Source organism: Lysinibacillus sp. NPDC094403, from assembly GCF_050278745.1.
GTDB lineage: Bacteria > Bacillota > Bacilli > Bacillales_A > Planococcaceae > Lysinibacillus.
The window spans coordinates 642,718-668,232 of the sequence record NZ_JBNNTL010000001.1 but is presented as its reverse complement, the minus strand read 5'-3'; the positions used below and the strand labels follow the sequence as shown (position 1 = coordinate 668,232).

Here is a 25,515-nt window from a genome sequence, read left to right as displayed (position 1 = left end):
TTACCCACCACCTAAAATAGCCATTAAATCACGCATAGCATAAATCATAATTGTAATAAGCTTTTGAATAACTTGAACCATTACAGCCATCATTGTGAATAACACTAGAAAACTAACACCGATTTTAATAGGAAAACCAACAACAAAAATATTTAATTGTGGTACCGTTTTCGCTGTGATTCCTAGCGCCAAGTCGACTAAAAATAAAGTTGCTACGACAGGAGCAGCCATTTGAAAGGCAATAGCAAAAACTGCCGTAAATGTTTTGATAATAAACTCTATATAATTGTCATTTGCGAAATTAGGAAATCCTTGATCCATCGGTAAGAATTGATAACTATAATAAATTCCATCAAGAATCATATGATGTCCATTTATAGCTAGTAGAAAAAGTATTGCTAGCATATTAAAAAATTGTCCTATCAATGGACTTTGTGCACCTGTCTGCGGGTCAATAATATTGGCAATGGCAAAACCCATTTGAAAATCTATAAAGCTTCCGGCAATTTGAACTGCCGACATGATGATATAGGCTACTAGACCGAGTAACAGTCCAATGAGCGCTTCTTTCATCACTAAAAGTATGTAATCACCATTAAATGCAAATGGCTCGACGTCAATTGTGTAATACATCATCCAAGCTAAAACTAATGCGAGAGTTATTTTGACTTGTGGTGGTATCGTTCTATACGAGAAAAAAGGCACAGTGACAAAAAATGCCGATACGCGCACAAGTACTAATAAGAAAACCGTAAAATGCGGGATTAATTCATTCATCTACTCACCCTATATAACGCGTTAAATTCTCAAAAATGTCTCTCGCATAGCTAGTCACTTGTGATAACATCCATGGACCAAAAAATACGATAGCAGCTAATACAGCGATAATTTTTGGAACGAATGCTAAAGTTTGCTCTTGAATCGATGTTGTTGCCTGAAAAATACTTACCGCTAAACCAGTGATTAAAGCAACTAATAATAGCGGACCGCTTGTTAGAAGGATAATCATAATGGCACGCTCTGCAATTGAAATAACCAATTCACCTGTCATACTGTATCATCCCCTAAAAACTTTGTAGTAATGATTTCATCACAAGATACCAACCATCAACGAGTACAAATAATAAAATCTTAAACGGTAATGAAATCATAACCGGTGGTAACATCATCATCCCCATCGACATTAGAGTACTTGCGACAATCATGTCGATTACTAGGAAAGGAATAAAAATCATAAAGCCAATTTGAAACGCTGTTTTAATTTCACTCAATGCGAAAGCAGGTACGAGCATTGTAAGGGGAATTTCTTCTACAGATGCTGGTTTATCTGCCTTATTATACTTTAAAAATAAATCAAGATCCTTTTGCCTTGTTTGCTTACTCATAAACTCTTTAAACGGCACACTGGCACGATCATACGCTTCTTCAATTCCGATTTTCTCAGAAAATAATGGCTGCAATGCCTCTTTATTGACCTCTTGAAATGTTGGGGCCATGATAAAGAAAGTTAAAAACAAAGAAAGACCTACAATAACCTGGTTTGGTGGCATTTGCTGTGTCGCCAACGCAGTACGAACAAACGAAAGTACTATAACAATTCGTGTGAACGATGTCATCAAAATTAAAATACTTGGTGCCAGTGATAGAACTGTTAACAACAGAAGAAGCTTTACAGCGCTAGAGACATTTGTCGGATCGCTGTTGGAAAAAACACTGATTACATCATTCATTTATCATCATTCTCCTTTTGCTTCCATTTCTCCAGTTCCTCACTGCGCTCCTGTTTAATTTCGGAAATCTTTTTTTCAAATAGCTCACCAAAAGAGTTTTGTTTTTGCTGTGTTAGTGAACTCTTATTATTTTTTCTCTTAAACTTAGAAAATACTTCTGCAATATACGGTGATGTTGCTGCAAGATCTTGTCGTTCATTATAAAGTGCTAAAAGTGTTGCAACTTCATCAGGATCAGTAATTTCACGTAACAGCTGGACATCCTCACCGACACCAACTAAATATAGTGTTTTACCTACTTGTAATAGTTGTACTGACTTTTGAGCACCTAACGATAAACCGCCTAAATTTTGTACTAATTGATTACGTTGAAAGTTTAAATTCCTTTTATTTAAAAACTTCATTAATCCATAAAATAAAACTACAACAAAAATAAGCGCCAAAACCATTTTTATGTATTCCCATGCAGATATGTCTCCAGCTGCTTGCAGATTTGAATCTTGCTTAGCAGCTGGAGTATTATCTTCATTACAATCTCCTTTTTTAATGCAGTCGTTTACACTATTCGTATCAGTGGCTGCATACACAGAAGTCGCTGTAGGGTACAAAAACAGGAAGGATACAAGAAATGCGAAAATCATCGTTAGACGAAATGATTTTAACATTTTCATTCGATCATCCTAGAGCTTTTTGAATCGCTTCAATTACACGATCAGCTTGGAAAGGTTTAACAATAAAGTCTTTCGCACCAGCTTGAATTGCATCGATTACCATTGCTTGTTGTCCCATTGCTGAACACATAATTACAGTTGCATTTGGATCTGAACCCTTAATTGCTTTAAGAGCAGCAATACCGTCCATTTCTGGCATTGTAATATCCATTGTTACTAGATCTGGTTTTAATTCGTTGTACTTTTCAACAGCCTGTAAACCATCAGCTGCCTCCCCTACAACTTCAAACCCATTTTTCGATAAAATATCCTTGATCATCATGCGCATGAATGCAGCATCATCTACAATCAAAATTCTTTTAGACATGGTTAACTCCTCCAATTGAAACTATCTTAAATTATTTAAACGCTCTGCTTGACTTAAAACATCTGTAATGCGGACACCGAAGTTTTCATCGATAACAACGACTTCACCTTTAGCGATTAAACGGCTATTAACTAAAATATCAACTGGTTCACCAGCTAATTTATCTAGTTCAATAATCGAACCACTTGATAGTTCTAATATCTCTTTAACAGAACGCTTTGTACGTCCTAACTCTACAGTAACTTGCAATGGAATATCAAGTAGCATATTTAAATTTCTAGCTTCAGATTGCGAGATAACATTTGGATCAAAACTAGCAAACTGTGCTTGTTGTACATTGACCGGTTGAATTGGTCTTGTTGCTTGAGGAATCTGTTGTTGCTCCTGATACATTGGTTGCTGCACAGGTACAGCCTGCTGATTATATACTGGTTGAGCAGACGGTGGTGTTACCGGTGCTTGTGCTTGTACAGGCGGCGGTGCTACTGGCGCTTCAGGTGCTATTGTTGCAGCCACAGGTTCCTCGATTGATTCTGTTTCTCCTAATAGAGATTTTACAATGTTTTGACTAAATTTCAGCGGTAATAATTGCATTAGGTTGGAATCAATTAAATTACCAATTCTCAATCTGAAGGATACTTTTACAAGTAAATCATCTTCAGGAATATTTTCTCGCCCTTCATTTTGAGAAATATTCATTAAATCAATAGTCGGCGGAGAAATATCCACTTTTTTGTTAAATACTGTCGACATTGAAGTAGCCGCAGAACCCATCATTTGATTCATAGCTTCTTGAACAGCACTTAGCTGAATTTCACCTAAGTCTGGTTTCGGATTTAAGCCATCTCCACCTAACATTAAATCAGCAATAATCGCTGCATCGGATTGTTTAATAACAAGTAAATTCATACCTGTTAACCCAATTGTATATTCAACCTGCACGGCAACATAAGGATGAGGAAATTCCTCTTCTAATTTATTACGGTTAATCATTGAAATACTTGGGGTAGTAATATCTACTTTTTGGCCTAATAACGCTGAAAGGGCTGTAGCAGAGCTACCAAAAGAAATATTACCTACCTCACCTAATGCATCTTGGGCAAAGGAATCTAGGTAATCCTCTACTCGTATATCATTCATATCCTCATTTGTAGAAGCTTCAGTGCCGCTGTTTTTATCTTCCAACGTTTCGCCCCTTAATAACGCTTCAATTTCTTCTTGGGAGAGCATTTCATCACTCATCTTCGTCTCCTCCTTTCAAAGGGTCGATAATCTGGATTGCTAATTTTTTGCCTTTCTTTCCTGGTTGAACTGTAAATTTCGGTAAAGTTCCTACTTTTAATAGTAGTGGATCTTCAATTTTTTGTTCTAATTGAATGACATCCCCAATTTGCATTGTGAGGAAATCCTCAATAGTAATGTCTGTAATACCTAGTTCAACGGAAAGAGGTAATTGTGCTTGTTTCACACGTGTTTCAAGCATTTTTGTTTGCTCTGGAGACATCTCTTTTGTATTTGTCTGCATCCAGTAACGAACAGAAAGATTTGGAACAATTGGCTCCAATACAACATGCGGAATACAAATATTGATCATACCGCTTGTCTCACCGATGATCGTATTTAAAGAAATAACGACAACCGTTTCATTTGGTGAAATCATTTGTAAAAATTGAGGGTTGACCTCAAGCTCTACTAAAATTGGATCAATTTCCGCAACATTTTCCCATGCCTCGCGTAAATTGTCGAATGAACGTTCAAAAAGGTTTGTCATAATTTTTGTTTCAATTTCTGTTAAGTTATCCACATTACTATGACTCGCCCCACTACCGCCCATTAAACGATCTAACATCGAGTAGGCAATGTTCGGGTTTATTTCCATCAATATATTACCATCTAATGGCGGCACTTCAAACACATTAATGAGTGTCATATTCGGAATCGAACGTACAAACTCTTCAAATGGTATTTGGTCCACTGATGCAACAGTAATCTGCACATAGCTTCTCAGCTGTGCAGAAAAGAAGGTTGTCAGTAATCGTGCAAAATTTTCATGTATTCGGGTCAAACTTCGGATTTGATCTTTTGAGAAACGCAGCGCTCGTTTAAAGTCATACACTTTAACCTTGCGTCCCTCGTCCTCTTTTTTTATGTCATCAGCTGACATTTCCCCAGTTGATATTGCGGAAAGCAGCGCATCTATCTCTGATTGAGATAACACATCTCCTGCCATTTGCCCACCTCCATTTCAAGCAGTTTCTTTATTATTGGGTGATGAAGGAGGTAAAATAAATTTCCTGAACTTCTCCCTCTTGCATCAATTCATTTAATCGTGTTTTTAATGATTTTTGGAAAATTTGTTTACCTTGCTTACCTTCTAAATCTTTTTGCTCCATCTCAGAAAGCTCTTGGATAACAATGTTTTTCACTTGGAAATCACGCTTCGTTAACTCAGCAGCAGCATCTTTATTTGTTGTTTGAATTTTTAACGACATGCGTACAATTTTGTTATCAGCTAGATTTGTCGTAATTTCTGGAACTTCTACTGAAGATGCTACAATTTCATCAATGGTTGGCTCAAGAGAACCTGCTGGCTTATTAAATTGAGTAAACAATACAAAGCAAATAACCCCTATAAGTATGATTGCTACTAGTACGATGATAATCATCGTTAACATTTTGTTATTCTTCATCTTCTTCACCTCGTAGATGCGGGTTTGATAGTATTTGTATATTTTTATAAAAGGCTGTTACCTTTTGTCGCACCTCATCTTCACTCTGTAAAACAATGATTTTGGTTCCAGACGTTAATGTTATAGTCGTATCTGGAAAAGATTCGACCGTTTCTATGTATAAAGCATTTAATGTAAATGCTTTGCCATTTAGACGTGTTAGTTCAATCATTGAAATAGGGCCGGGTCTAGCACGAGAGCCGGCCCGACCCTCCCTCATATGAAATTATGTTTTTAGTTTTGAGCACTTTGTAATCTTAACCGGTATTTCTTTATCTACATATTAAGTATATATCTCATACTAAAATCTACTTATTCAAATCTAGCGTTTTAAATTAACAAGCTCTTGAAGAATTTCATCAGAAGTTGTGATAATACGTGTATTTGCTTGGAAACCACGTTGCGCAACAATCATCTCTGTAAATTCTTCAGATAGGTCAACGTTAGACATTTCTAGTGCACCTGGCGTAATTGTTCCCATTCCTGCTACTTTAGCTACTTGTGCGTATGGTTCGCCTGAGTTTGGTGTAGGTTGGAAATAATTACTACCCACTTTTTCTAAACCACCAGCATTTGGGAACTTAGACATAATAATTTGACCAGCGAATTTTAAATCTCCGTTAAAATCCGTATAACTAATTGTACCGTCAGGACCAATATTAAATGATCGAGCAGTTGTAGGAATACGAATTGTTCCTACATCACCAGCGTTTGGTTTCAATTTACCATCTTCCATTAAATTCTTACCATCTGCACCTGAAACATCTGGCTTATCGGCTAACTTAACACCATTATCATTATTTGCATCTACAGAATAATCACCTGCTCTTACACCAACTAAATACTTTCCTTCAGCGTTTACAAGATACCCATTTTGATCCATGTAAAAGTTTCCTGCACGCGTATATAAAATATTGCTGAATGCATCATCGCCAGTTTCTGTAATAACACCATCAGTACCTGGTGGTGTTCCATCTGCTACCATAAAGAATCCTTCACCATCAATTGCAAGGTCAAGTCCCCTATTTGTTGTTTGGCGTGAACCAGATCCATGAACTGTGTCTATTGCAGCAAGTGTTGAACCAAGGCCAACTTGAATTGGATTCGTTCCTCCACTAGTAGCTGTTGGCCCAGAAGCACCTGCTGATGTTTGGGACATAATATCTTTAAAAACTACACGTCCCTTTTTAAAGCCATGTGTATTAACATTTGCAATATTATTACCAATAACATCTAGCTTTGTCTGGAAGTTTTTAAGACCTGAAATACCTGAGTACATAGAACGTAACATTTGTTGTCGTTCTCCCTTCTTTTCTAAATTGTGAGCCTCAATCAGTCAGCTACACATAGGCTTCCTTTCAAAGGTCCAGCCCTTATAGCACAATTGTGCCATCAATATTTGTAAATATTTGCTGCTTTGCTTCCGTGCGATCCATTGCTGTAATGACAGTAGCGTTTTTAGCACTGACAATTAAAGCTGCTTGATCCATCAAGACTAATGGTTGTTTGACACCTTTTGAGTGCGCTTCAAATACCTTGTCCGATACAACTTGCCATTCTTGTTCAGAGATCGCTATATTACGCTCGATAATACGTTCATGCGCATGCTTGCTCACTTTTAGTTCTTGTTGATTGGTAGCTTCCTGTAGATGAGCCTTAAACGATTGCTGTGATTGTAAAGGCGTAGGTTGTTTCTGGCGAATAGATGGATGCAATGGTACACGATGAATTAAAAACTTATCCATCATTTTTCTCCACCTTTATTCGCTTATTACGGTAAATTCTTTATCTGTTAATTTTTTGTCATTGTCTAAAACATAATGATTTACGCCATCTTTATTCGTTACAGAAACGATACGTCCTTGTAGTTCTTGCTCGCCGGCCATATACGTAACATTTTTACCAATTAGCTTGCTAGCTTGTACAAGTGGTGATTCCGAGACTGTATTGCCATTTGAATTTGTTCCTGATCTACCCAAAATTTCCGAGATATTGCCAGGTTGTATTTTCTTACCATCCGTTAATAAGAACTCTACATTACCATCAACAAATTTTAATGATTCAATAATACCTGTTCCTTCCTTGACTACAAAATCACCTTTTTCATCCTTCTTATCTGTTATCTCATGCCATTTTACTTCCTTACCAATAAAAGATGAATAACTCATCATCTGTGTTTGTTGCTGGGAAGCTAGTAATGATTCCATTGCCTTTGACATATTTTGCATTTGTTCAAGAGAAGAGAACTGAGCCATTTGAGAAATAAACTCTCTGTCATCCATTGGATTTGTTGGATCTTGGTGTTGTAATTGCGTAATTAATAATTGAAGAAAGGCATCCTTGCCAAGTTCACTATTACCTGTTTGCTTTGTCGGCTTCTTATAATTTGAATAACGCAAATCATCTGTTATTGTTTTATTTGTAGCATTTGTTGTTGTATTTGTCGTTGCATCTGCCATGTTTATTTACACCTCCTCACTTATTAAATAGTCACTAAACGATTTACCTTCATCGTCATCGTCGTTTTTTTGCTCTTGCTCATCTTCCTGTTGTTGCTTAAAGAAATTATTGAAGAAGCTTTGATCACGTTGTTGGCGATCTGCGTCTTGCAATGATTGGGCAATATCGAGACGATCTACTTGAATATTTTGCTGTACAAAAGCTTGCTTTAATTGATGTGCCTGGCTATCAAGTAATTCACGTCCTTGAGCTGTTGAAGCAAGTAAACGTGCTGTGATGACACCATCATTTTGCACAAGCTCGATACGTATTGTTCCTAGATTTTCCGGATACAATTTCAATGTTAAGCGTGTAATACCTTGTGCATTAGAGATTTGGGCTCTATTGATGATTCCTTGCATCTCTTTCAAAAATGCCTCAGACTGTCCTGGTTTTGCTACTGGCAATGTAATTTGGAACGTGTCTGCCTTTGTTTGGACTGTATTTGAAGTCACCATTTCATTAGCACTTGTGTCTGTCTGCTTTGTAACTTGAACTTGTTGAACTACCTTCTGAAAACCTGGCAACGGAAGCGTAACTGTTGTTTTAGTTGTTACCTGTTGTTCAGATTGAGTCGTCTCTACTTGTGTTTGTATCGTTGTTAAAAGACTCTTTATGTTAGTTAGCAAATTTTCCTGTGGTGCTGTTAAGTCCGTTTTTTGCCCAACTAATTGTGCTAACTTTAACACTTGAAGCAATGGCGCTACTTCTTTCGGTGTCACTTGCCCTTCACCTTGTATAGCTGCTACGACTTGTGCTTGAAGCATTGGTGCCTGAGCATCTACTATTGCTAAAAGCTCCCATACATCTTTGGCTTCTTTATCCTCTCCTAGCAACTGTTGTACTAATTTTTGAAGTTGCTCGGTATCAATCCCTAATGCATCCTTAAGGTTATCAAGATTTAACATTTCATCTGTAGCAACAGCTTTGCCTTCATCACCAATTTGAAGCATTAACAAGCCATCGTCGTGTGGAATACCTAGTAAGTCTAGTACGTCTTCTATAGATTCAGCATTTAAAACTGCTGTCAAATCAGAGGTGTCTTTTGTATCTGTTGACTGTGTTGGCTGCTGTATTTGATTTGAAGAAGAAATAACCTGTCCAAAAACTGAACCAAACGTTGCTAAATTTTCTTTGCTCGACGGTCCATTTACTTTAACATTGGAATCGCCTGGCGTTGCAGGTTTTGTAGCCGCTGTTTTAGTTGGTATAGCCTTAGACATCATTTGCATCATTGCCACATCCATCATTTCACCTCCTTTCAGATTTTCTTATTGTTTAGCCATCATTTCTGTATATTTCGCTGCATCTTGTGGATTCATTTTTTCTAGAATCGCTGCTAACTTATCTGGCTTTAAGTTTGTTAAAATACGTAGTGCTTCAGTATCGCTCATTTTAATAAGCACTGGCGCTGCTGCTTTAGGAGACATCTTATCAAATGTTTTTAAAATATCATTAAAGTCACGCTTTACGTCACTTTGCTCTCTATTTAATTTTTCAATTTCAAATTTCAGCTGTTCATTTTCTGTCGTCAACTTTTCTTTATCAGTTGTTGCCGTATCCATTTTCTTTTGCAGCTGAGCGATTTCCGCATCTTTTTCTTGTACTTCAGCCTGTAAATTTACAACCTTCGAATCATTATTAACTACAGCATCTTTTGCTTGTTGTTCTTCTGAAGGAACGAATGGTAAGCTTTGAACTGCCTTCTTCCCTAAATCAAAGACATTCGTATTCATTAGGGTTGCAACAACAAGTAGAACTGCCGCCACAAACATGATAGGTATTACAAACCACGTAAAAAACTTTCGAAAGCCACCTGATTTACGTTTAGGCGGTTGTTCTGCTAAATCTGTTTTAAGTCGATTGTCTGTTTTTGCCATGAAATCACCTGATTTCTCTCTTGTTATACGTAAGCGATGAAATTTCATCTAAAAAAATGCCTTCGATACGATCCTGTTCCTGCTGAAATACTTTAAAATCTTTTTCTCGCATTTTTTCAAATTTACGTACTTCCAAGTTTTTTTCTATTAATTTTTCTTCGTGCCAATTCATTTTTGCACGAGCTTGAACAACTTTCTGCTGTACATCATCAATTGTTTTTTCGAGGCTATCAATAAATCGTGCATAGTGATGAACCTCCTCTATTGATGAACCTACAGCTAAACGCTCTTGCTGAAACTCTATTAAATCTTCTTTCTTTTTTAACAAATCAAATAGCTTAGTTGCTACTTCTTCAAAAGAACGTACAGATTCTTTATAGGCAATTTCAGTTTCATTTTTTTCCTGTTCTCGAATGGTTAACACTTTTTCAAAACGATATATATAGCTGACCATCCTAGTTTCCACCACCGTTCGATAATGAAATTAACTCATTCATACTTTCCTCAAGGGTCACTTTATCTAAATAGCCCTGCTTTAAATATGCGGTAATGAGAGGTTCATAGTAAATTGCTTCATCAATTTCTTTTGATGTACCTTTCTTATAAGCACCGATATTAATTAGATCCTCCGACTTGTCATATGTATAATAGAGCTCCCTTAATCGTTCTGCAGCCTTTTTATGTTCTGGTTCTGCCACATGATTCATCAAACGGCTGACGCTTTTTAATACATTAATAGCTGGATATTGACCTTTATTGGCAAGGTTTCGATCAAGAACTATATGACCATCTAAAATCCCTCGCACAGTATCTGCAATTGGCTCATTCATATCATCACCATCGACTAACACTGTATAAAAGGCAGTTATTGAGCCTTTTTCATTAGTACCTGTGCGCTCTAATAGTTTAGGTAAAATCGCAAATACAGATGGTGTGTATCCTTTTTGAGCTGGTGGTTCACCTGTCGCAAGACCAATTTCACGCTGCGCCATCGCAACACGAGTCACAGAGTCCATCATCAACATGACATTTAAACCGCGATTTCTAAAATATTCAGCAATTGCTGTTGCGGTAAAAGCTCCCTTAATGCGCATGAGTGCAGGCTGATCTGAAGTGGCAGCAACAACTATTGATCGACTTAAACCCTCAGGTCCTAAATCACGCTCTATAAACTCACGGACCTCACGACCACGCTCTCCGACGAGCGCAATTACGTTTAAATCCGCTTGCGTATTTCGCGCAATCATACCGAGTAATGTACTTTTCCCGACCCCAGAACCAGCGAAAATACCTACACGTTGTCCATTACCAACTGTTAGCATGCCATCAATTGCTTTAACACCTACTTCAAGTCTTTCATCAATAGGTGGACGTGTTAGTGGATTTGGTGGGTCCTGCTCTGTAGGAACGGACATTAATCCTTTCGGTAATACAGTTCCATCTATTGGATTTCCCATAGAATCAAGTACCTTGCCGATTAGCTCTGGGCCTACTTTTACCTCGAGTGGTGCCCCTGTACCTTCGACTAGGCAGCCAATTGATATTTCTCGAAGAGAGGTAAAAGGCATTAAGACGACAATTTCATCTTTGAAGCCTACAACCTCTGCTAAGATGATTTGATGACCGTTTTTGGAAGTTTCCACATGAATTTTACAGACATCACCAATGGAACTGTCTGGACCTTGCGACTCAATCATCAAGCCGACAACTCTAGTTACTCTACCAAATTTTTTAAAGGTTGGTATTTGAGGAATTTGTTCGATTAATTGAGCCGTTTTCATCTAGATCATTCCTTACTTTCTAATATTTCATGTAGCTTCAATCTTAGTTCATTTAATTGCTCATCAATACTTACAACAATACGGCCATAATTTGTTTCAATATAGCATTCTGTTTCATTTTCTAAATCCTCATTTACAAAAATCATAAATGGTACGTCAGTTGGGAACATTTCAACTAGTTCATCTCGATTAGATGTAATTAATGCATAGTAGGTAGGTGAAACGTAAATTTTTATTTCTTTCATTTCTCTCGCTTCTTTAAGCCCTCTACGAACGATTGAAACAAATAATTCATTGTCTCGCTCTAAAGATGCATCAATAATTCGTTCTGCTGCGGTTAAGCCTAGTTCTAAAATAATTGATTCCTGATCTTCGATATATTTACGGGCATTCTCCCTCGCATGAATGATTATTTCATTGGCTGTTTGGAGGGATTGTGCCATCGCTTCATTAGCTTTGTTTGTCCCATCCTCATAGCCTTGACCAAATCCTTCATCATAGGCCTCTTGCACTCGATTAGGTCGTTCTTCTTCCCAACCTTGCTTTAAATGCTCAATTTCCTGAAAGAACATCTGCTGCTCTTGTTCAAAAGCCTTACGTTCAGCCTGCAAAGTAGCTCTAGCCTCTGCAAGTAAACGATCACGCTCTTCTAGCACTTCTTCTATAGTAATTTGTTTTTGAGGTGAAACTTCTCCATTTTCCACCTCATGCATCTCAAACATGTCACGAATTTGAATCTTTTTGACATGATCGCCATTGGACTGTGTGTATACAGAACGGATGATTCTAGACAATGACGTCATCTCCTCCACCACGTGCAATAATAATCTCACCAGCATCCTCTAAGCGACGAATAACCGCAACAATTCGAGATTGCGCTTCCTCTACGTCACGTAAACGTACAGGCCCCATAATTTCCATTTCTTCCTTAAATGTATCAGCCATACGTTGTGACATATTACGGAAAATAATATCTTTTACTTCTTCACTTGAAACTTTCATTGAAAGTAGTAAGTCTTCATTTTCACAATCACGAATAACACGTTGAATCGAGCGGTTGTCGAGTGTAACAATATCCTCAAATACAAACATACGTTTTTTGATTTCTTCTGCAAGCTCTGGATCTTGAATTTCGAGTGCATCGAGAATCGTTTTTTCTGTTTGTCGGTCTACACCGTTTAACACTTCAACAACTGCATCAACGCCACCCGTTTCCGTGTAATCCTGTGTCACAGTTGATGATAATTTACGCTCTAAAACAGATTCAATTTCACTAATAACTTCTGGTGAAGTTGATTCCATTACGGCTATACGTTTAGCAATATCAGCCTGCACTTCCTGTGGCAATGAAGATAAAATAACACCCGCTTGCCCTGCCTCTAAATAAGATAGAATAAGGGCAATTGTTTGTGGATGTTCATTTTGAATAAAGTTAAAAATTTGTGCTGGATCAGCTCTACGTGCAAAGTCAAAGGGACGCACTTGTAAAGAAGATGTTAGACGATTAATAATTGTTTGCGCCTGCTCTACACCAAGTGCTTTCTCCAATACTGTCTTCGCGTAACCAATACCACCTTGTGTAATATAATCTTGTGCAAGTGCAATATTGTGGAATTCTTCAATAATTTCCTCTTTAACATTTGCTTCTACTTTTTTAACGCTTGAAATTTCTAATGTTAAACGTTCAATTTCCTCTTCTGTTAAATGTTTATAAACAGAAGCTGAAACCTCAGGCCCCAATGAAATTAACAAGAGCGCGGCCTTTTGTTTTCCGGTTAATTCTTTATCTTTCTTGGACACAGTCGAACCTCCTAGTTAGTCTTCCGCAATCCAACTACGCAGTAACTTCGCAAAATCGTCTGGCTTATCTTTTGCCATTTTTTCAAGCTGCTTACGACGCATTGTAGCTTCCGTTTCAATTTCTTCATTAATATCTTCAATCATTAGTTCTTCTTGTTCATCTAGGATACTAAGTTCTTCTTCTTCCTTCGCACGTTTACGTGAACGGATAATGAAGAATGCAAGCAATAATATTACAGCTAGTAATATGCCGCCGATTACCCAAACCCACCATGGAATAACAGATTTTTCGCTAGCTGTCTCTGTCGCTTTACCATTTAAAGGATGCACTGATACGGCTACTTTTTCATCGATTTGCTGTTGAGTGAGTTCAGCTGCTACATCTTTAGAAATCGTCGTACGAACAATAGTACTTAAAATTTTCTGGATATCCTCTTGGACCCCATTTGGTAAAGTTCCCGCGTCAGTGGCTGTCGGTGGTTCAACAATTACTTGGATACCCATATCTTGAATTTTATATGGTGCCTCTTGAATTTCTTTGTTTATACGGTTTACTTCATTATTAATTGTCTCTTCAGATTTTTCGTAATTCCCATTACCATTTGCGCCTTCGTTATACGTTGTGAAGTTATCTGTCGTCGTTTCAGCTTCAGGTGTACCAGTAGCTGCAGCTCCTGTACCAGAGTATTGCTCTGAAATACGTTGAGCACTTATAGCTATTCCTGCCATATTCTCTACGTCAACCGGAGTAACTAGTTTTTCTTCACGATTTTCTTTTTTGAAATCGATGTCTGTTGTCACAGAAACTACTACTTTGTCTTGTCCCATAAGTGTACCTAGCATACTTTGAACTTGTCGTTGTAGGTCACGCTCAATCAATTTCTTCGCTTGTAACTGACCTTCTGCTGTCGTCGTTGAAGTTCCATCAGTTGTTGCAGCATGCAGATCAAAGTACTCAGAAAACTGGTTAGAAATAACAATATTATCCGTATTTAAATTTGGAACACTTTTTGCTACTAAATTGTACATAGTCGCAATTTGTTGTTCTGTAAATTTATAGCCGGGGTCAGTATTCAAAACAATAGATGCTGTCGCTTCTTCTTTAACATCCTTTAAGAAAACTCCCTCTTCCGGAACGTTGATCATTACCTTTGCATCTTTTACACCATCTAGATTTTTAATAAGCTTTGCAACTTCTGTTTCAGTTGCTGCTTTTTTCAATAGATTAAATTCATTATCTGTCATACCAAACCCAGAGCTATTTGCAAAAGAGTAATCAATCGATCCTGTTTGCGGATATCCTTCCGATGCCAATTGCACTAACAATGAATCTACTTGATCATCAGGTACTAAAATTGATGTCCCTCCTGGTGCAATTTCGTACTTTACACCTTGGGAGTCCAACGCTTCCTTCACTTGACCGATTTCTCTCGTCGATAAATCCTTATAAAGTGGTACATATGTAGTTTTTGTAGCAAAAAGTGTAATAACAGTAGCAAGTGCTATAACCCCTAATACTGAACCAATCATTACAATTTTTTGTTTTTTACTACGACTTGTCCAAAATTGGCTGGTGTCGTTTTTTATTTTCGTCAATCGTTCATTCATTATGAATCCTCCGGTTATAGTGAATAACCTATCCATCTAATAATTCGCGAAAACAGTGATATCCCATAACATTCAATCATTATCACCATACACCACCATAACAAGTTGATTTTCGTTCCGACTGGGCGCTTTCCCCGGGCCTCCGATGAGCCGCTTGAGCCAGGATCTCATCTGTGACGCTGATTCCCAAGGAGTCGCCCAGCCTTCACTCCAATCAACTTTATATACATGGCATACGTTTTAACAAATGTTATCCCAATTTTCGGTAATGAACCTTTAATCATTCATTCAAAAAGTTGAAATTATAGGATATATTCTTTACTTCAATAGTGAATGTATCACTTGTTCAAATAAAGTTAGACACTCATTCGCATTATTTCTTGGTAAGCTTCAATCACCTTATTGCGAACTTCAATTGTTGCATTTAATGTAATGCTCGCTTTTTGTGATGCAATCATCACTTCGTGCAACTCTACATCTCCACCATTAATTAACTTTTGAGTAAGATTATCAGAAGTAATTTGTTGATCATTAACTTTCGATATTGCCTCTTTTAACGAGTTCGCAAAGCTTTGTTGTGCTTCATAAGGTGTCGTGTTAAGTTTTTTTGTTTCATTTACAACCTGCATAGGTGTCATTTGTGAAACGGACGAAATTGGCATTATGTATCTTCCTTTCTACTTATTATTTTCCAAGCTCTAAAGCCTTTGTCAGCATGGATTTATTTGCATTCAATACCGTTATGTTTGCCTCGTAAGAACGAGTTGCTGACATTAAATCTACCATTTCTTTCAATGGATCTACATTTGGCATATTTACATAGCCATCTGCGTTTGCATCTGGATGAGTTGGATCATACACAAGTTTGAAAGGTGTTTCTCTATCTTCTTTTATTTGTGTAACTTTTACGCCGTTGCCAACGCCACTTTTTGCGTTTTTACCAAGTGCGACATTAAAGAACTTTGAAAACTGTCCTTCTTGCGCTGATAACGTTACAGACTTCCGGCGGTATGGTTCCCACTCCCCATTCACTTGTCTAGAACGCGTTGAATCCATGTTTGCCATATTTGAAGAAATGACATCCAATCGTAAACGCTGTGCTGTTAAAGCTGAGGCAGTGGTATTCATTCCATGAAAAATAGACATCTATTATCTACCTCCTTTAATAACAGTATTTAATGTATTTAACTTACCGTTCATACGTTCAACTAGTGCACTATAATAAATTTGATTTTTTGCTAATTTCGTCTGTTCAGCATCCATATCTACGGCATTACCATTATTTCGATAACGTAAGCCATCAATATTATACACACCAGGCGTTGATTGTCGAATCGCGAAATCATAATGTCTATTATCAGTACGATATGCCGAAATTGACATTTGTTTTTCATTCTCCAACATATCTTTAAAACTTACACTTTTCGCCTTATAGTTCGGCGTATCGACATTCGCAATGTTATTAGCGATTGTTTTATGATTCAAAGTTGCATAGGAAAGTCCTTTTTCCAGGCTACTAATAGTTCCTCCAAACAAATCCAAAACCTTCACCTCATTTTATGTACTTCTTATTTTATCCAATAATACAATTGTAATTAAGATGATACGTAGTGTCTATTGTCTTTTGTCACTTTTTAATAGTATATAGGCCCTATTTTTATTCATAATTAACCAGGACAATACTTCCGCATCCCTTGCGCCGACTGGGTTCGCGGCAATTCATCTTCTTTCTAGTCAATTTACACTATTTCGACAGTGTTTACGATTTTATATTGGTTTTTTCCCTTTTTTTCAACATAATCGGTAGACACACTGTCTAAATTAGAGTCCCTTTTTACTATTTCAATGTGAGTTAGAAATATCCCATGATTTTCCTGATGGATATTACAAGACAGTCTTAACAAGTACCAATTGGAGCATGCGATTTTTACATTTATGCTAATAGTAGCGCATATTCTAAAAATCCAATTTAGGGAGAAAGCAATAATGATAGCCTCCACAAGGGTTGAAAACTTACCTATCAAAAATAAGGAAAAGAATTAAAACATAGATGAATCCTCCCCCCTATTTAGTACTATATCATAGTTTGACTTAATTGAAGCAATGTAAATCAGCCGTGAATTCCGTCGAATCTTCGTCGAATTACGAAAAAGTTCAAAAAGGCATTTGAAAAAAAATTATTCAAGATGCTTCATGTTACTAATGAAATTTAGAAATCATATTTAATAAAGTATCCCCTTCGACAAAACGAAGAGTAATTCCCATTCCGACTAATCGTACTCCCAAGGGCGTCAGATGAACCGCTCGGACCAAAATGATGTTGGTCACGAAGGCGTTACCACAGGACGAGATGATTTTAGACTTCGTGCCTTCACCGACTGACTCACTCAAGGATCTCCCTTATGGCACTGTAATCCCCAAGCAGAAGTTCAGTCTACACAACAATCAACCCACTTGTTTAATACGTATCCTTCAAGAATATCACTCATATTTATAGTGATAAAATCGAAATTTCAGCAATAATATTTATCTCTGTTCGAAAGTACAATACTAATGTAGGAGGAAGGGGCTCAACGCTCACCCACAGGAAAGCAAGAAGCCTGGCAGGGCACAATATTTATAAGGATTTCCTTTTTCCATTTTGTTTAACACAAAAAAGGCATCTGGAACAAATTTATTCCAGATGCCTTACACCGTTCCAAAAGAACGTTTTATTATTATTTCATTTTAATCTCAGCTAATGCATTTAAGAATTTATCGTTTAGCACTTTAATGTAAGTACCTTTCATACCTAGAGAGCGAGATTCGATAACACCTGCAGATTCTAGTTTACGTAATGCGTTTACGATTACTGAACGTGTAATACCAACTCTGTCTGCAATTTTAGAAGCAACAAGTAAGCCTTCATGTCCGTCAAGCTCTTCAAAGATATGTTCAATAGCCTCTAACTCACTGTATGAAAGAGAGTTAATTGCCATTTGTACAACAGCTTTGCTACGTGCTTCCTCTTCAATTTCCTCAGATTTCTCACGTAAAATTTCCATACCAACTACTGTTGCACCATACTCAGCTAAAATTAAATCATCATCCTCGAATTGTGAAGATAAACGAGCAAGAATTAATGTACCAAGACGCTCACCACCACCAACAATCGGCACAATCGTTGTTAATGCATTTTGGAATAACTCTTTGTTTTCAACTGGGAAAGCAGTATGTTCGTCATGAATATCTAGGTTTGAAGATGTTTCAGAAATTGTAAACAAGCTATGTGTATATTCTTCTGGGAATTGACGCTCTTCGAACATCTTTTTCATACGTTCGTTTTCAATTTGTTGGTGAATTGAAATGCCTAAAAGCTTCCCTTTACGGCTTACAATATAAACATTACTGTCAATAATATCTCCTAATGTATCTGCCATTTCTTTAAAGTTTACTGGCTTACCAGCAGATGCTTGGAGCATCGAGTTAATTTTACGTGTTTTTTCTAATAAATTCATTATATGTTCCTCCTATAAATAATCCGAAGAGTATTTACTTAATATTCTAAAGGTTTTCACAACTGAATGAAACTATTCAGCCTTATCTTACAATATAAACTGTGACAAATCTTTGTTTTTTACTATACCTGCAAGTTTTTGATCTACATACGCAGCTGTAATTGGAATATTTGCAGGCGCAATTTCAGCAGCTTCAAACGATAATTCTTCCAGCAAGCGTTCTAAAATTGTGTGTAAACGTCGAGCTCCAATATTATCAGTCTCCTGATTGACCTCGGTTGCAATTTCTGCAATTCTTTCAATCGCGTCTTCCGTAAAGCTTATTTCCACACCCTCTGTTTCTAATAATGCCTTGTATTGCAGAATAAGTGATTGGTCTGGCTCTTGTAAAATACGTACAAAATCTTGTTTCGTTAATTTTTCAAGCTCTACTCGAATCGGGAATCGACCTTGCAATTCTGGAATTAAATCTGACGGCTTTGACATATGAAATGCTCCAGCAGCAACAAAAAGCATAAAGTCTGTTTTTACAGCGCCATACTTCGTCGTTACAGTAGATCCTTCAACGATTGGCAGAATATCACGTTGTACACCCTCACGTGATACATTTGCAGAAGAGTTACCTTCCTTACTAGCGATTTTATCAATTTCATCAATAAAAATAATACCTGACTGTTCGGCTCTTGAAATAGCTTCTTGTGCAACTTCATCTGCATCTATGAGCTTACTTGCTTCCTCGATTGTTAAAATACGGCGTGCATCTTTCACTTGAACACGGCGTTTCTTTTGCTTTTTAGGCATTAAACTAGATAGCATATCTTGCATACCACTGTTTGCAGACATATCCATGCCCGTTCCTTGCAACGCATCAAAAATAGAAGGATTTTGTTCCGTTACTTCAACTGTAACCCATTCATTTTCTAATTTACCGTTACGTAAATCGATAGCGATTTGCGCACGTTTGGAGCGTACTTCAGTTTCTTCTGAGGAATCGTCATTGCCTTGCTGTTCTTTCCCACCAAATAACATTTCAAACGGATTTTGCATGGACTGTTTTTTTCGTAAGGAAGGAACCAATAGCTTAACTATAGCTTCGTTTGCTAATTCTTCCGCTTGGTCCTTCACAGACTCCATCATCTCTTCTTTTACAAGACGATGAGAAGCTTCTACTACATCACGTACCATTGACTCTACGTCACGTCCAACGTACCCTACTTCTGTAAACTTCGTTGCTTCTACTTTCACAAATGGTGCATTCGTTAGCTTTGCAATTCTTCTGGCAATTTCAGTTTTTCCGACACCTGTAGGTCCAATCATCAAAATATTTTTCGGAATTACTTCAGCCTTCATCTCATCACTTAATAGTGAGCGACGATATCGATTACGTAATGCAATAGCTACCGCTCGCTTCGCTTCATTTTGTCCAACGATATAACGATCCAAATGCTCAGTAATTTGTCTTGGCGTTAAATTATTTTGTGTCATTAGTTAAGCGCCTCCACGATAATATTATGATTCGTAAACACACAAATCTCAGCAGCGGTTTCTAATGCTGCTTCTGCAATTTCGCGAGCAGACATTGTATCACCCGCATATTTTTTCAGAGCACGGCCTGCTGATAATGCATAATTACCCCCCGAACCAATTGCCAAAACTCCATCATCCGGTTCAATTACTTCTCCCGTACCCGAAACAAGAAGGAGCGTACTTTTATCCATTACAAGTAGCATGGCCTCTAATTGACGTAGCATTTTATCACCGCGCCATTGCTTGGCAACCTCTACTGCTGCACGTTGTAAGTTGCCATTGTATTCATTTAACTTTCCTTCAAACATTTCAAAAAGTGTAAAAGCATCGGCAACCGATCCTGCAAATCCAGCAAGTACCTGCCCATTAAACAGACGTCTGACCTTCCTCGCTGTGCCTTTCATTACAACCGCATTCCCTAGGGTTACTTGACCATCACCTGCCATAGCGCAACCTCCATTATGATGAACTGCAAATATCGTTGTCGCATGAATTTGTCCCATTTGCCTTCCTCCTTAGCTCTATTATGCCCTTGGATGAGCATTCATATATGTTTGACGAAGATGCTCTTTTGTCACATGTGTATAAACTTGTGTTGAAGTTAAATGAGCGTGGCCTAATAACTCCTGCACCGTACGTAAATCTGCGCCATGATTCAATAAATGTGTGGCAAAAGTATGGCGAAGCATATGTGGATATATTTTCGTATGGAGCGAGGCCTTGTCAATCATTTCAGTTAAAATATGACGTACACCTCGAGGAGTAAGTTCCCCACCGCGCATGTTGACAAACAATTGCTGATGACTTGTTTTTTTCATCAATCGTGGACGAGCTTGTTCTATGTATTCCTGCATAGCTGAGCTCGCAAATTGCCCGAATGGAATAATTCGTTCTTTTCGCCCTTTCCCCATTACCCTAATAATTGAATAATGGAAATCAACATCTTCTACTTGAATTGAGGTGAGCTCACTTACACGAATACCTGTCGCGTATAACAGCTCTAATATAGCCGTATTTCTTAATGATTTCAAATCATCGCCAACATTCGCATCAAATAGCTGCTTCAATTCCTCTTCGTAGAAAAAACTAGGTAAGCGTGATTCTTTTTTGGGATGATAAAGTAATCGAAACGCCCCATCATCTAATCCGTACTGTCTATTTAGAAAGCGAAAGAAGGAGCGTATTGAGGAGATTTTCCTTGATACAGATGATCTTGCTCTCTTTTCATCGTACAACTTCGTTACATAAAGACGTGCATGTATATACTCAACACTAGCTAAATCATTTACGCCTTCCGATTGCAAAAATGCTAAAAAATCTAGTAAATCCGATTCATATTCTCGCACCGTATGAACAGAGAAGTTTTTTTCAACCTGGATGTAAAGCATGAACTGTTCAAGTGCGTCTTGAGACGAAACTAACATTTAAAGATTCACCACCAACGAATTATTGATAACCTTCTCAAATTACGGCTTATCACCATAACGTGGGGTTGATTTCCGTTCTGACTGGGCTCTTTCCTGTAGGGCGTCCGATGAGCCGCTTGGGCCAAAAGGATGTTGGTCACGAAGGCGTGATCATAACGTGATGCATTTAGCCTCAGTTCTTCTACTTGCTCTCTCCAAGGTCTAATCTATGACGCTGATTCCCAAGGAGTCCCTCAGTCAGCACTCCAATCAATTTATATACATGGCATATGTTCTAACAAATGTCATCCTCAACGTTGGGTAATGAGCCCAAATTACTTACACTTGCCATTAAAAGAATGTACTATTTTGTTTATCCCCTTTAGTTTGTCACTTTGGGTATCGTTAATGAAGATAAACATACATACTGACACTATACCTATCTTCATCATATAGCAAGTGGAAATGTTTATATTTTGAGAAAATCTTCATACAAAATAATAAAATACGTGTAAATTAGCATTTTTTATACAAAAAAGAAAAAGCCTCTAAGAGTATATCAACTTTTAGAGGCTTTTTGCAATCAAATTGTTTGTGAATTCACAAAATTATGAATTGCGCTTATTGCGCGGGTAGCATGCATCTCTGCACGCTCTGGTTTTGAACGACGACCTGGCGGTAGTTCTGGGAAAATTCCGAAGTTGACGTTCATTGGCTGGAAGTTTTTCGATTGTGCTTCTGTTATATAACGCGCCATACTTCCTAACGCCGTTTCAAATGGGAAGATAATTGGTTCTTGTCCTAATACGAATCGAGCTGCATTAATACCAGCAATTAATCCACTACCAGCAGATTCAACATATCCTTCGACACCTGTCATTTGGCCAGCAAAGAAAATATTTTTTTGCTCACGAAGCTGATAAGTTTTCTCTAGAACCTTCGGCGAATTAATGAACGTATTTCTATGCATTACTCCATAACGAACGATTTCAACATTCTCTAATCCCGGAATTAATTGCAATACTTCTTTTTGTGGTCCCCATTTTAAATGTGTTTGGAAGCCAACGATATTGTAAAGAGTTCCTGCTGCATCATCTTGACGTAATTGAACTACAGCATATGGTCGTTTCCCTGTTTTTGGATCTTCTAGACCAACCGGCTTCATCGGTCCAAATAACATTGTTTTCTCCCCACGAGCAGCCATTACTTCGATAGGCATACAGCCCTCAAAGTAAATTTCCTTTTCAAATTCTTTTAAAGGCACAACCTCCGCTTCGATTAAAGCTTGACGGAAACGATCAAATTCTTCCTTTGTCATAGGACAGTTTAAATAAGCCGCTTCCCCTTTATCGTAACGAGATTTTAAATAAACCTTTTCCATATCAATGCTATCTTTTTCAATAATTGGTGCTGCTGCATCATAGAAATATAGATAGTCTAATCCTGTTAAGCCCTGAATTTTTTCAGCTAACGCTTTCGATGTTAGTGGTCCTGTGGCAATCACAGTAATGCCTTCTGGAATTTCAGTGACTTCTTCATGAATTACTTCAACAAGAGGGTGATTTTTCACTGCGTCTGTCACATAGCCTGCAAATTCATGGCGATCTACTGCTAAGGCACCGCCTGCTGGAACTGAACATGCATCTGCTGCTTTCATAATAACAGAATCAAAAATACGCATTTCTTCTTTAATCACACCTACGGCATTTGTTAATCCATTTGCGCGTAGTGAGTTCGAACAAACAAGCTCTGCAAATTTATCAGTATGGTGAGCCGGAGTTTGCTTCACTGGACGCATTTCATAAAGTTTAACTTTCACACCACGTTTAGCAATTTGCCAAGCAGCCTCACTACCTGCAAGACCTGCCCCTATTACATTTACTACTTGTTCAGTCATGTTCTTACCATCTTTCTATCATTGTGTAGGTGTCTCTTCATAGTCACATTTCGTACACTGAATTTGCACACCTTTTTTTATTTTTTTCTCTACTAATAATGAACTACATTTCGGACATGGTCTACTAATTGGCTTGTCCCAAGAAACAAATTCACACTCAGGGTACTGATTGCAACCATAGAATAAACGCTTTGTTTTACTCTTTCTTTCTACAATTTCGCCTGTTTCACAGGAAGGACATTTCACGCCAATAGGTTTCATAATAGCTTTTGTATTACGGCAATCTGGGAAGTTTGAACAAGCCATAAATTTCCCATATCGTCCAAGCTTATAGACCATAGGTGATCCACAAAGCTCACAATCCTCGCCAGCCGGTTCATCTTTTATAACAACCTTTTCCATAGCCTCATCTGCATATTTTACATGGACCTCAAAATCCTTATAAAACTCATGTACAACTTCTTTCCACTGACGATCGCCTTCTTCAATATGATCCAAATCCTGCTCCATTTGTGCTGTAAATTCGATATTTATGATATCAGGGAAAAACTCAAGTACGAGTTGATGCACGATTTCTCCTAGCTCTGTCGGCATAAATCGCTTTGCATCTAATACGACATAGCCACGGCGCTGAATTGTATCGAGGGTCGGTGCATATGTGGACGGGCGCCCTATACCTAACTCTTCCATTGTTTTCACAAGACGCGCCTCTGAATAACGTGGTGGTGGCTGAGTAAAATGTTGCTTTGGTTCAATTTCAAGAGATTTTACTTGATCGCCAACTTCCATTTCAGGTAGAAGCTTGGTTGTTTCTTCTGTTTGATCATCTGTACCCTCAATATATAACTTCATAAAGCCCGCAAATTTAACTTGTGAGCCGTTTGCACGGAATAAAACATCACCATTTTGTAGATCAACAGCAACTGTATCAAGTACAGCCGGCGCCATCTGACTCGCGATAAAGCGCTCCCAAATTAAACGATATAAGCGCAATTGGTCGCGACTAAGCACTGCTTTTAATTCCTCTGGAGTTCGCATCGTACTAGTTGGACGAATGGCCTCATGGGCATCTTGTGCATTTGATGCTTTTTTAGCCTGCTTCGTCTCTGTGGAGATGAATTCTTTGCCGTATTTGGATTCAATGTAGGCAATTGCCTCTGTTTTTGCTGTATCCGAAATACGCGTAGAATCGGTACGCATATACGTGATTAAACCGACTGTCCCCTCTTTTTTACCAACATCAATACCTTCATATAATTGTTGCGCAAGCATCATCGTTTTCTTTGCACGGAAATTCAACTTACGTGCGGCCTCTTGCTGTAATGAAGATGTTGTAAAAGCAGGTGCTGCATTTCGTTTACGTTCTTTCTTGGATACATTGACAACCTCAAAGCTTGTACCTTTAACATTTTTTAATATAGATTTTACTTGTTCTTCATTTGTTAATTTAATTTTTTCTTTGCCATCACCATAATAAAGCGCATCGAACGTTTTCTTACCTTTTTCAAAAGAACCTTCAATTGTCCAATATTCTTCCGGTTGGAAGTTTTTAATTTCATTTTCACGATCAATAATCATGCGTAGTGCTACAGATTGTACTCGTCCTGCTGATAATCCCTTTTTAACCTTTTTCCAAAGAATTGGACTAATGTTATAACCAACAAGTCTATCCAATATACGACGTGTTTGCTGTGCATCTACTAAATCCATATTAATAGGACGTGGATTTTTAAATGATTCTAAAATCGCATCTTTTGTAATTTCATTAAAAACGACACGACAATCTGAATGAATATCAATATTTAACGCAGTCGCAAGGTGCCAAGCAATCGCTTCTCCCTCGCGGTCTGGATCGGCCGCTAGAAAGACTTTCTTCACTTTTTTAGCCGCAGACTTTAAGTCCTGTAAAACAGGCCCCTTACCACGAATCGTAATATATTTAGGTTCATAATTATTTTCAGGACTAACGCCCATTTGGCTACGTGGTAAATCACGAACATGCCCGATAGACGCCTTTACTTTATATTTTTTTCCTAAATATCGTTCAATTGTTTTTGCTTTCGCTGGTGATTCTACAATCACTAAATAATCCGCCATCTATGTCTCCCCCTTAGCGAGGTCTA

At 37.8% G+C, this 25,515-nt stretch carries 28 protein-coding genes; all 28 read right to left on the bottom strand.

Annotated elements, in window-relative coordinates:
• A complete protein-coding gene (gene fliR, locus ACQKMV_RS03005; RefSeq protein WP_427502299.1) occupies nt 1–777 on the bottom strand; it encodes a flagellar biosynthetic protein FliR in 777 nt (258 codons plus the stop codon).
• Nucleotides 778–781: 4 nt separating this feature from the next.
• Nucleotides 782–1,051 carry a flagellar biosynthesis protein FliQ gene (gene fliQ, locus ACQKMV_RS03000; protein ID WP_337991288.1) on the bottom strand — a complete coding sequence of 90 codons (270 nt, stop codon included), beginning with the start codon at nt 1,049–1,051 and terminating at the stop codon, nt 782–784.
• 13 nt (nt 1,052–1,064) lie between these two features.
• Nucleotides 1,065–1,730 carry a flagellar type III secretion system pore protein FliP gene (fliP, locus tag ACQKMV_RS02995; RefSeq protein WP_427502298.1) on the bottom strand — a complete coding sequence of 222 codons (666 nt, stop codon included), beginning with the start codon at nt 1,728–1,730 and terminating at the stop codon, nt 1,065–1,067.
• Nucleotides 1,727–2,401 (bottom strand): flagellar biosynthetic protein FliO, encoded by a 675-nt coding sequence (locus tag ACQKMV_RS02990; protein WP_427502297.1) that lies wholly within the window; start codon nt 2,399–2,401, stop codon nt 1,727–1,729. The genes fliP and ACQKMV_RS02990 overlap by 4 nt, the downstream gene beginning before the upstream one ends.
• Nucleotides 2,402–2,405: 4 nt before the next feature.
• On the bottom strand, nt 2,406–2,768 hold the full coding sequence (locus ACQKMV_RS02985; RefSeq protein WP_049668450.1) for a response regulator: 363 nt from the start codon (nt 2,766–2,768) through the stop codon (nt 2,406–2,408).
• A 21-nt stretch (nt 2,769–2,789) separates the two neighbouring features.
• A complete protein-coding gene (fliY, locus tag ACQKMV_RS02980) occupies nt 2,790–4,010 on the bottom strand; it encodes a flagellar motor switch phosphatase FliY (protein WP_427502296.1) in 1,221 nt (406 codons plus the stop codon).
• On the bottom strand, nt 4,003–4,998 hold the full coding sequence (fliM, locus tag ACQKMV_RS02975; protein WP_427502295.1) for a flagellar motor switch protein FliM: 996 nt from the start codon (nt 4,996–4,998) through the stop codon (nt 4,003–4,005). The genes fliY and fliM overlap by 8 nt, the downstream gene beginning before the upstream one ends.
• Nucleotides 4,999–5,029: 31 nt before the next feature.
• The gene (gene fliL / locus ACQKMV_RS02970) at nt 5,030–5,458 is read right to left on the bottom strand and encodes a flagellar basal body-associated protein FliL (RefSeq protein WP_427423797.1); all 429 of its coding nucleotides are present in this window, start codon (nt 5,456–5,458) and stop codon (nt 5,030–5,032) included.
• Complete coding sequence (locus ACQKMV_RS02965; RefSeq protein ID WP_427502294.1) at nt 5,448–5,669, bottom strand: flagellar FlbD family protein; 222 nt, start codon at nt 5,667–5,669, stop codon at nt 5,448–5,450. The genes fliL and ACQKMV_RS02965 overlap by 11 nt, the downstream gene beginning before the upstream one ends.
• A 150-nt stretch (nt 5,670–5,819) precedes the next feature.
• Entirely contained in the window at nt 5,820–6,788 is a 969-nt protein-coding gene (gene flgG, locus ACQKMV_RS02960) for a flagellar basal body rod protein FlgG (protein ID WP_427502293.1), read from the bottom strand.
• An 82-nt stretch (nt 6,789–6,870) separates the two neighbouring features.
• Nucleotides 6,871–7,242, bottom strand: coding sequence for a TIGR02530 family flagellar biosynthesis protein (locus tag ACQKMV_RS02955; protein WP_427502292.1), 372 nt, complete (start codon nt 7,240–7,242; stop codon nt 6,871–6,873).
• Between the two features lie 15 nt (nt 7,243–7,257).
• Nucleotides 7,258–7,956, bottom strand: coding sequence for a flagellar hook assembly protein FlgD (flgD, locus tag ACQKMV_RS02950; protein ID WP_427502291.1), 699 nt, complete (start codon nt 7,954–7,956; stop codon nt 7,258–7,260).
• A 6-nt stretch (nt 7,957–7,962) separates the two neighbouring features.
• Nucleotides 7,963–9,243, bottom strand: coding sequence for a flagellar hook-length control protein FliK (locus tag ACQKMV_RS02945; RefSeq protein ID WP_427502290.1), 1,281 nt, complete (start codon nt 9,241–9,243; stop codon nt 7,963–7,965).
• A gap of 24 nt (nt 9,244–9,267) precedes the next feature.
• Nucleotides 9,268–9,876, bottom strand: coding sequence for a MotE family protein (locus tag ACQKMV_RS02940; RefSeq protein ID WP_427502497.1), 609 nt, complete (start codon nt 9,874–9,876; stop codon nt 9,268–9,270).
• Between the two features lie 4 nt (nt 9,877–9,880).
• Nucleotides 9,881–10,330 (bottom strand): flagellar export protein FliJ, encoded by a 450-nt coding sequence (fliJ, locus tag ACQKMV_RS02935; protein ID WP_427502289.1) that lies wholly within the window; start codon nt 10,328–10,330, stop codon nt 9,881–9,883.
• A 1-nt stretch (nt 10,331) separates the two neighbouring features.
• Complete coding sequence (gene fliI, locus ACQKMV_RS02930) at nt 10,332–11,657, bottom strand: flagellar protein export ATPase FliI (protein ID WP_427502288.1); 1,326 nt, start codon at nt 11,655–11,657, stop codon at nt 10,332–10,334.
• A 5-nt stretch (nt 11,658–11,662) separates the two neighbouring features.
• Nucleotides 11,663–12,451, bottom strand: a complete 789-nt coding sequence (gene fliH, locus ACQKMV_RS02925) for a flagellar assembly protein FliH (RefSeq protein ID WP_427502287.1) — start codon at nt 12,449–12,451, stop codon at nt 11,663–11,665.
• On the bottom strand, nt 12,444–13,457 hold the full coding sequence (gene fliG, locus ACQKMV_RS02920; RefSeq protein WP_427423787.1) for a flagellar motor switch protein FliG: 1,014 nt from the start codon (nt 13,455–13,457) through the stop codon (nt 12,444–12,446). The genes fliH and fliG overlap by 8 nt, the downstream gene beginning before the upstream one ends.
• 15 nt (nt 13,458–13,472) lie before the next feature.
• Nucleotides 13,473–15,065, bottom strand: a complete 1,593-nt coding sequence (gene fliF / locus ACQKMV_RS02915; RefSeq protein WP_427502286.1) for a flagellar basal-body MS-ring/collar protein FliF — start codon at nt 15,063–15,065, stop codon at nt 13,473–13,475.
• 356 nt (nt 15,066–15,421) lie between these two features.
• On the bottom strand, nt 15,422–15,727 hold the full coding sequence (gene fliE / locus ACQKMV_RS02910) for a flagellar hook-basal body complex protein FliE (RefSeq protein WP_427423785.1): 306 nt from the start codon (nt 15,725–15,727) through the stop codon (nt 15,422–15,424).
• A 22-nt stretch (nt 15,728–15,749) separates the two neighbouring features.
• Nucleotides 15,750–16,211, bottom strand: a complete 462-nt coding sequence (flgC, locus tag ACQKMV_RS02905; RefSeq protein WP_427423784.1) for a flagellar basal body rod protein FlgC — start codon at nt 16,209–16,211, stop codon at nt 15,750–15,752.
• 3 nt (nt 16,212–16,214) lie between these two features.
• Nucleotides 16,215–16,607, bottom strand: coding sequence for a flagellar basal body rod protein FlgB (gene flgB, locus ACQKMV_RS02900; protein WP_427502285.1), 393 nt, complete (start codon nt 16,605–16,607; stop codon nt 16,215–16,217).
• A gap of 1,175 nt (nt 16,608–17,782) precedes the next feature.
• Entirely contained in the window at nt 17,783–18,562 is a 780-nt protein-coding gene (gene codY, locus ACQKMV_RS02895) for a GTP-sensing pleiotropic transcriptional regulator CodY (RefSeq protein WP_370042872.1), read from the bottom strand.
• Between the two features lie 87 nt (nt 18,563–18,649).
• Complete coding sequence (gene hslU, locus ACQKMV_RS02890; RefSeq protein WP_427423782.1) at nt 18,650–20,047, bottom strand: ATP-dependent protease ATPase subunit HslU; 1,398 nt, start codon at nt 20,045–20,047, stop codon at nt 18,650–18,652.
• The gene (hslV, locus tag ACQKMV_RS02885; protein WP_049668432.1) at nt 20,047–20,592 is read right to left on the bottom strand and encodes an ATP-dependent protease subunit HslV; all 546 of its coding nucleotides are present in this window, start codon (nt 20,590–20,592) and stop codon (nt 20,047–20,049) included. The genes hslU and hslV overlap by 1 nt, the downstream gene beginning before the upstream one ends.
• Before the next feature lie 21 nt (nt 20,593–20,613).
• The gene (xerC, locus tag ACQKMV_RS02880) at nt 20,614–21,513 is read right to left on the bottom strand and encodes a tyrosine recombinase XerC (RefSeq protein ID WP_427502284.1); all 900 of its coding nucleotides are present in this window, start codon (nt 21,511–21,513) and stop codon (nt 20,614–20,616) included.
• Nucleotides 21,514–22,078: 565 nt separating this feature from the next.
• Entirely contained in the window at nt 22,079–23,392 is a 1,314-nt protein-coding gene (gene trmFO / locus ACQKMV_RS02875; RefSeq protein ID WP_427502283.1) for an FADH(2)-oxidizing methylenetetrahydrofolate--tRNA-(uracil(54)-C(5))-methyltransferase TrmFO, read from the bottom strand.
• 18 nt (nt 23,393–23,410) lie between these two features.
• Entirely contained in the window at nt 23,411–25,489 is a 2,079-nt protein-coding gene (gene topA, locus ACQKMV_RS02870; RefSeq protein ID WP_427502282.1) for a type I DNA topoisomerase, read from the bottom strand.
• Nucleotides 25,490–25,515 lie beyond the last annotated feature (26 nt).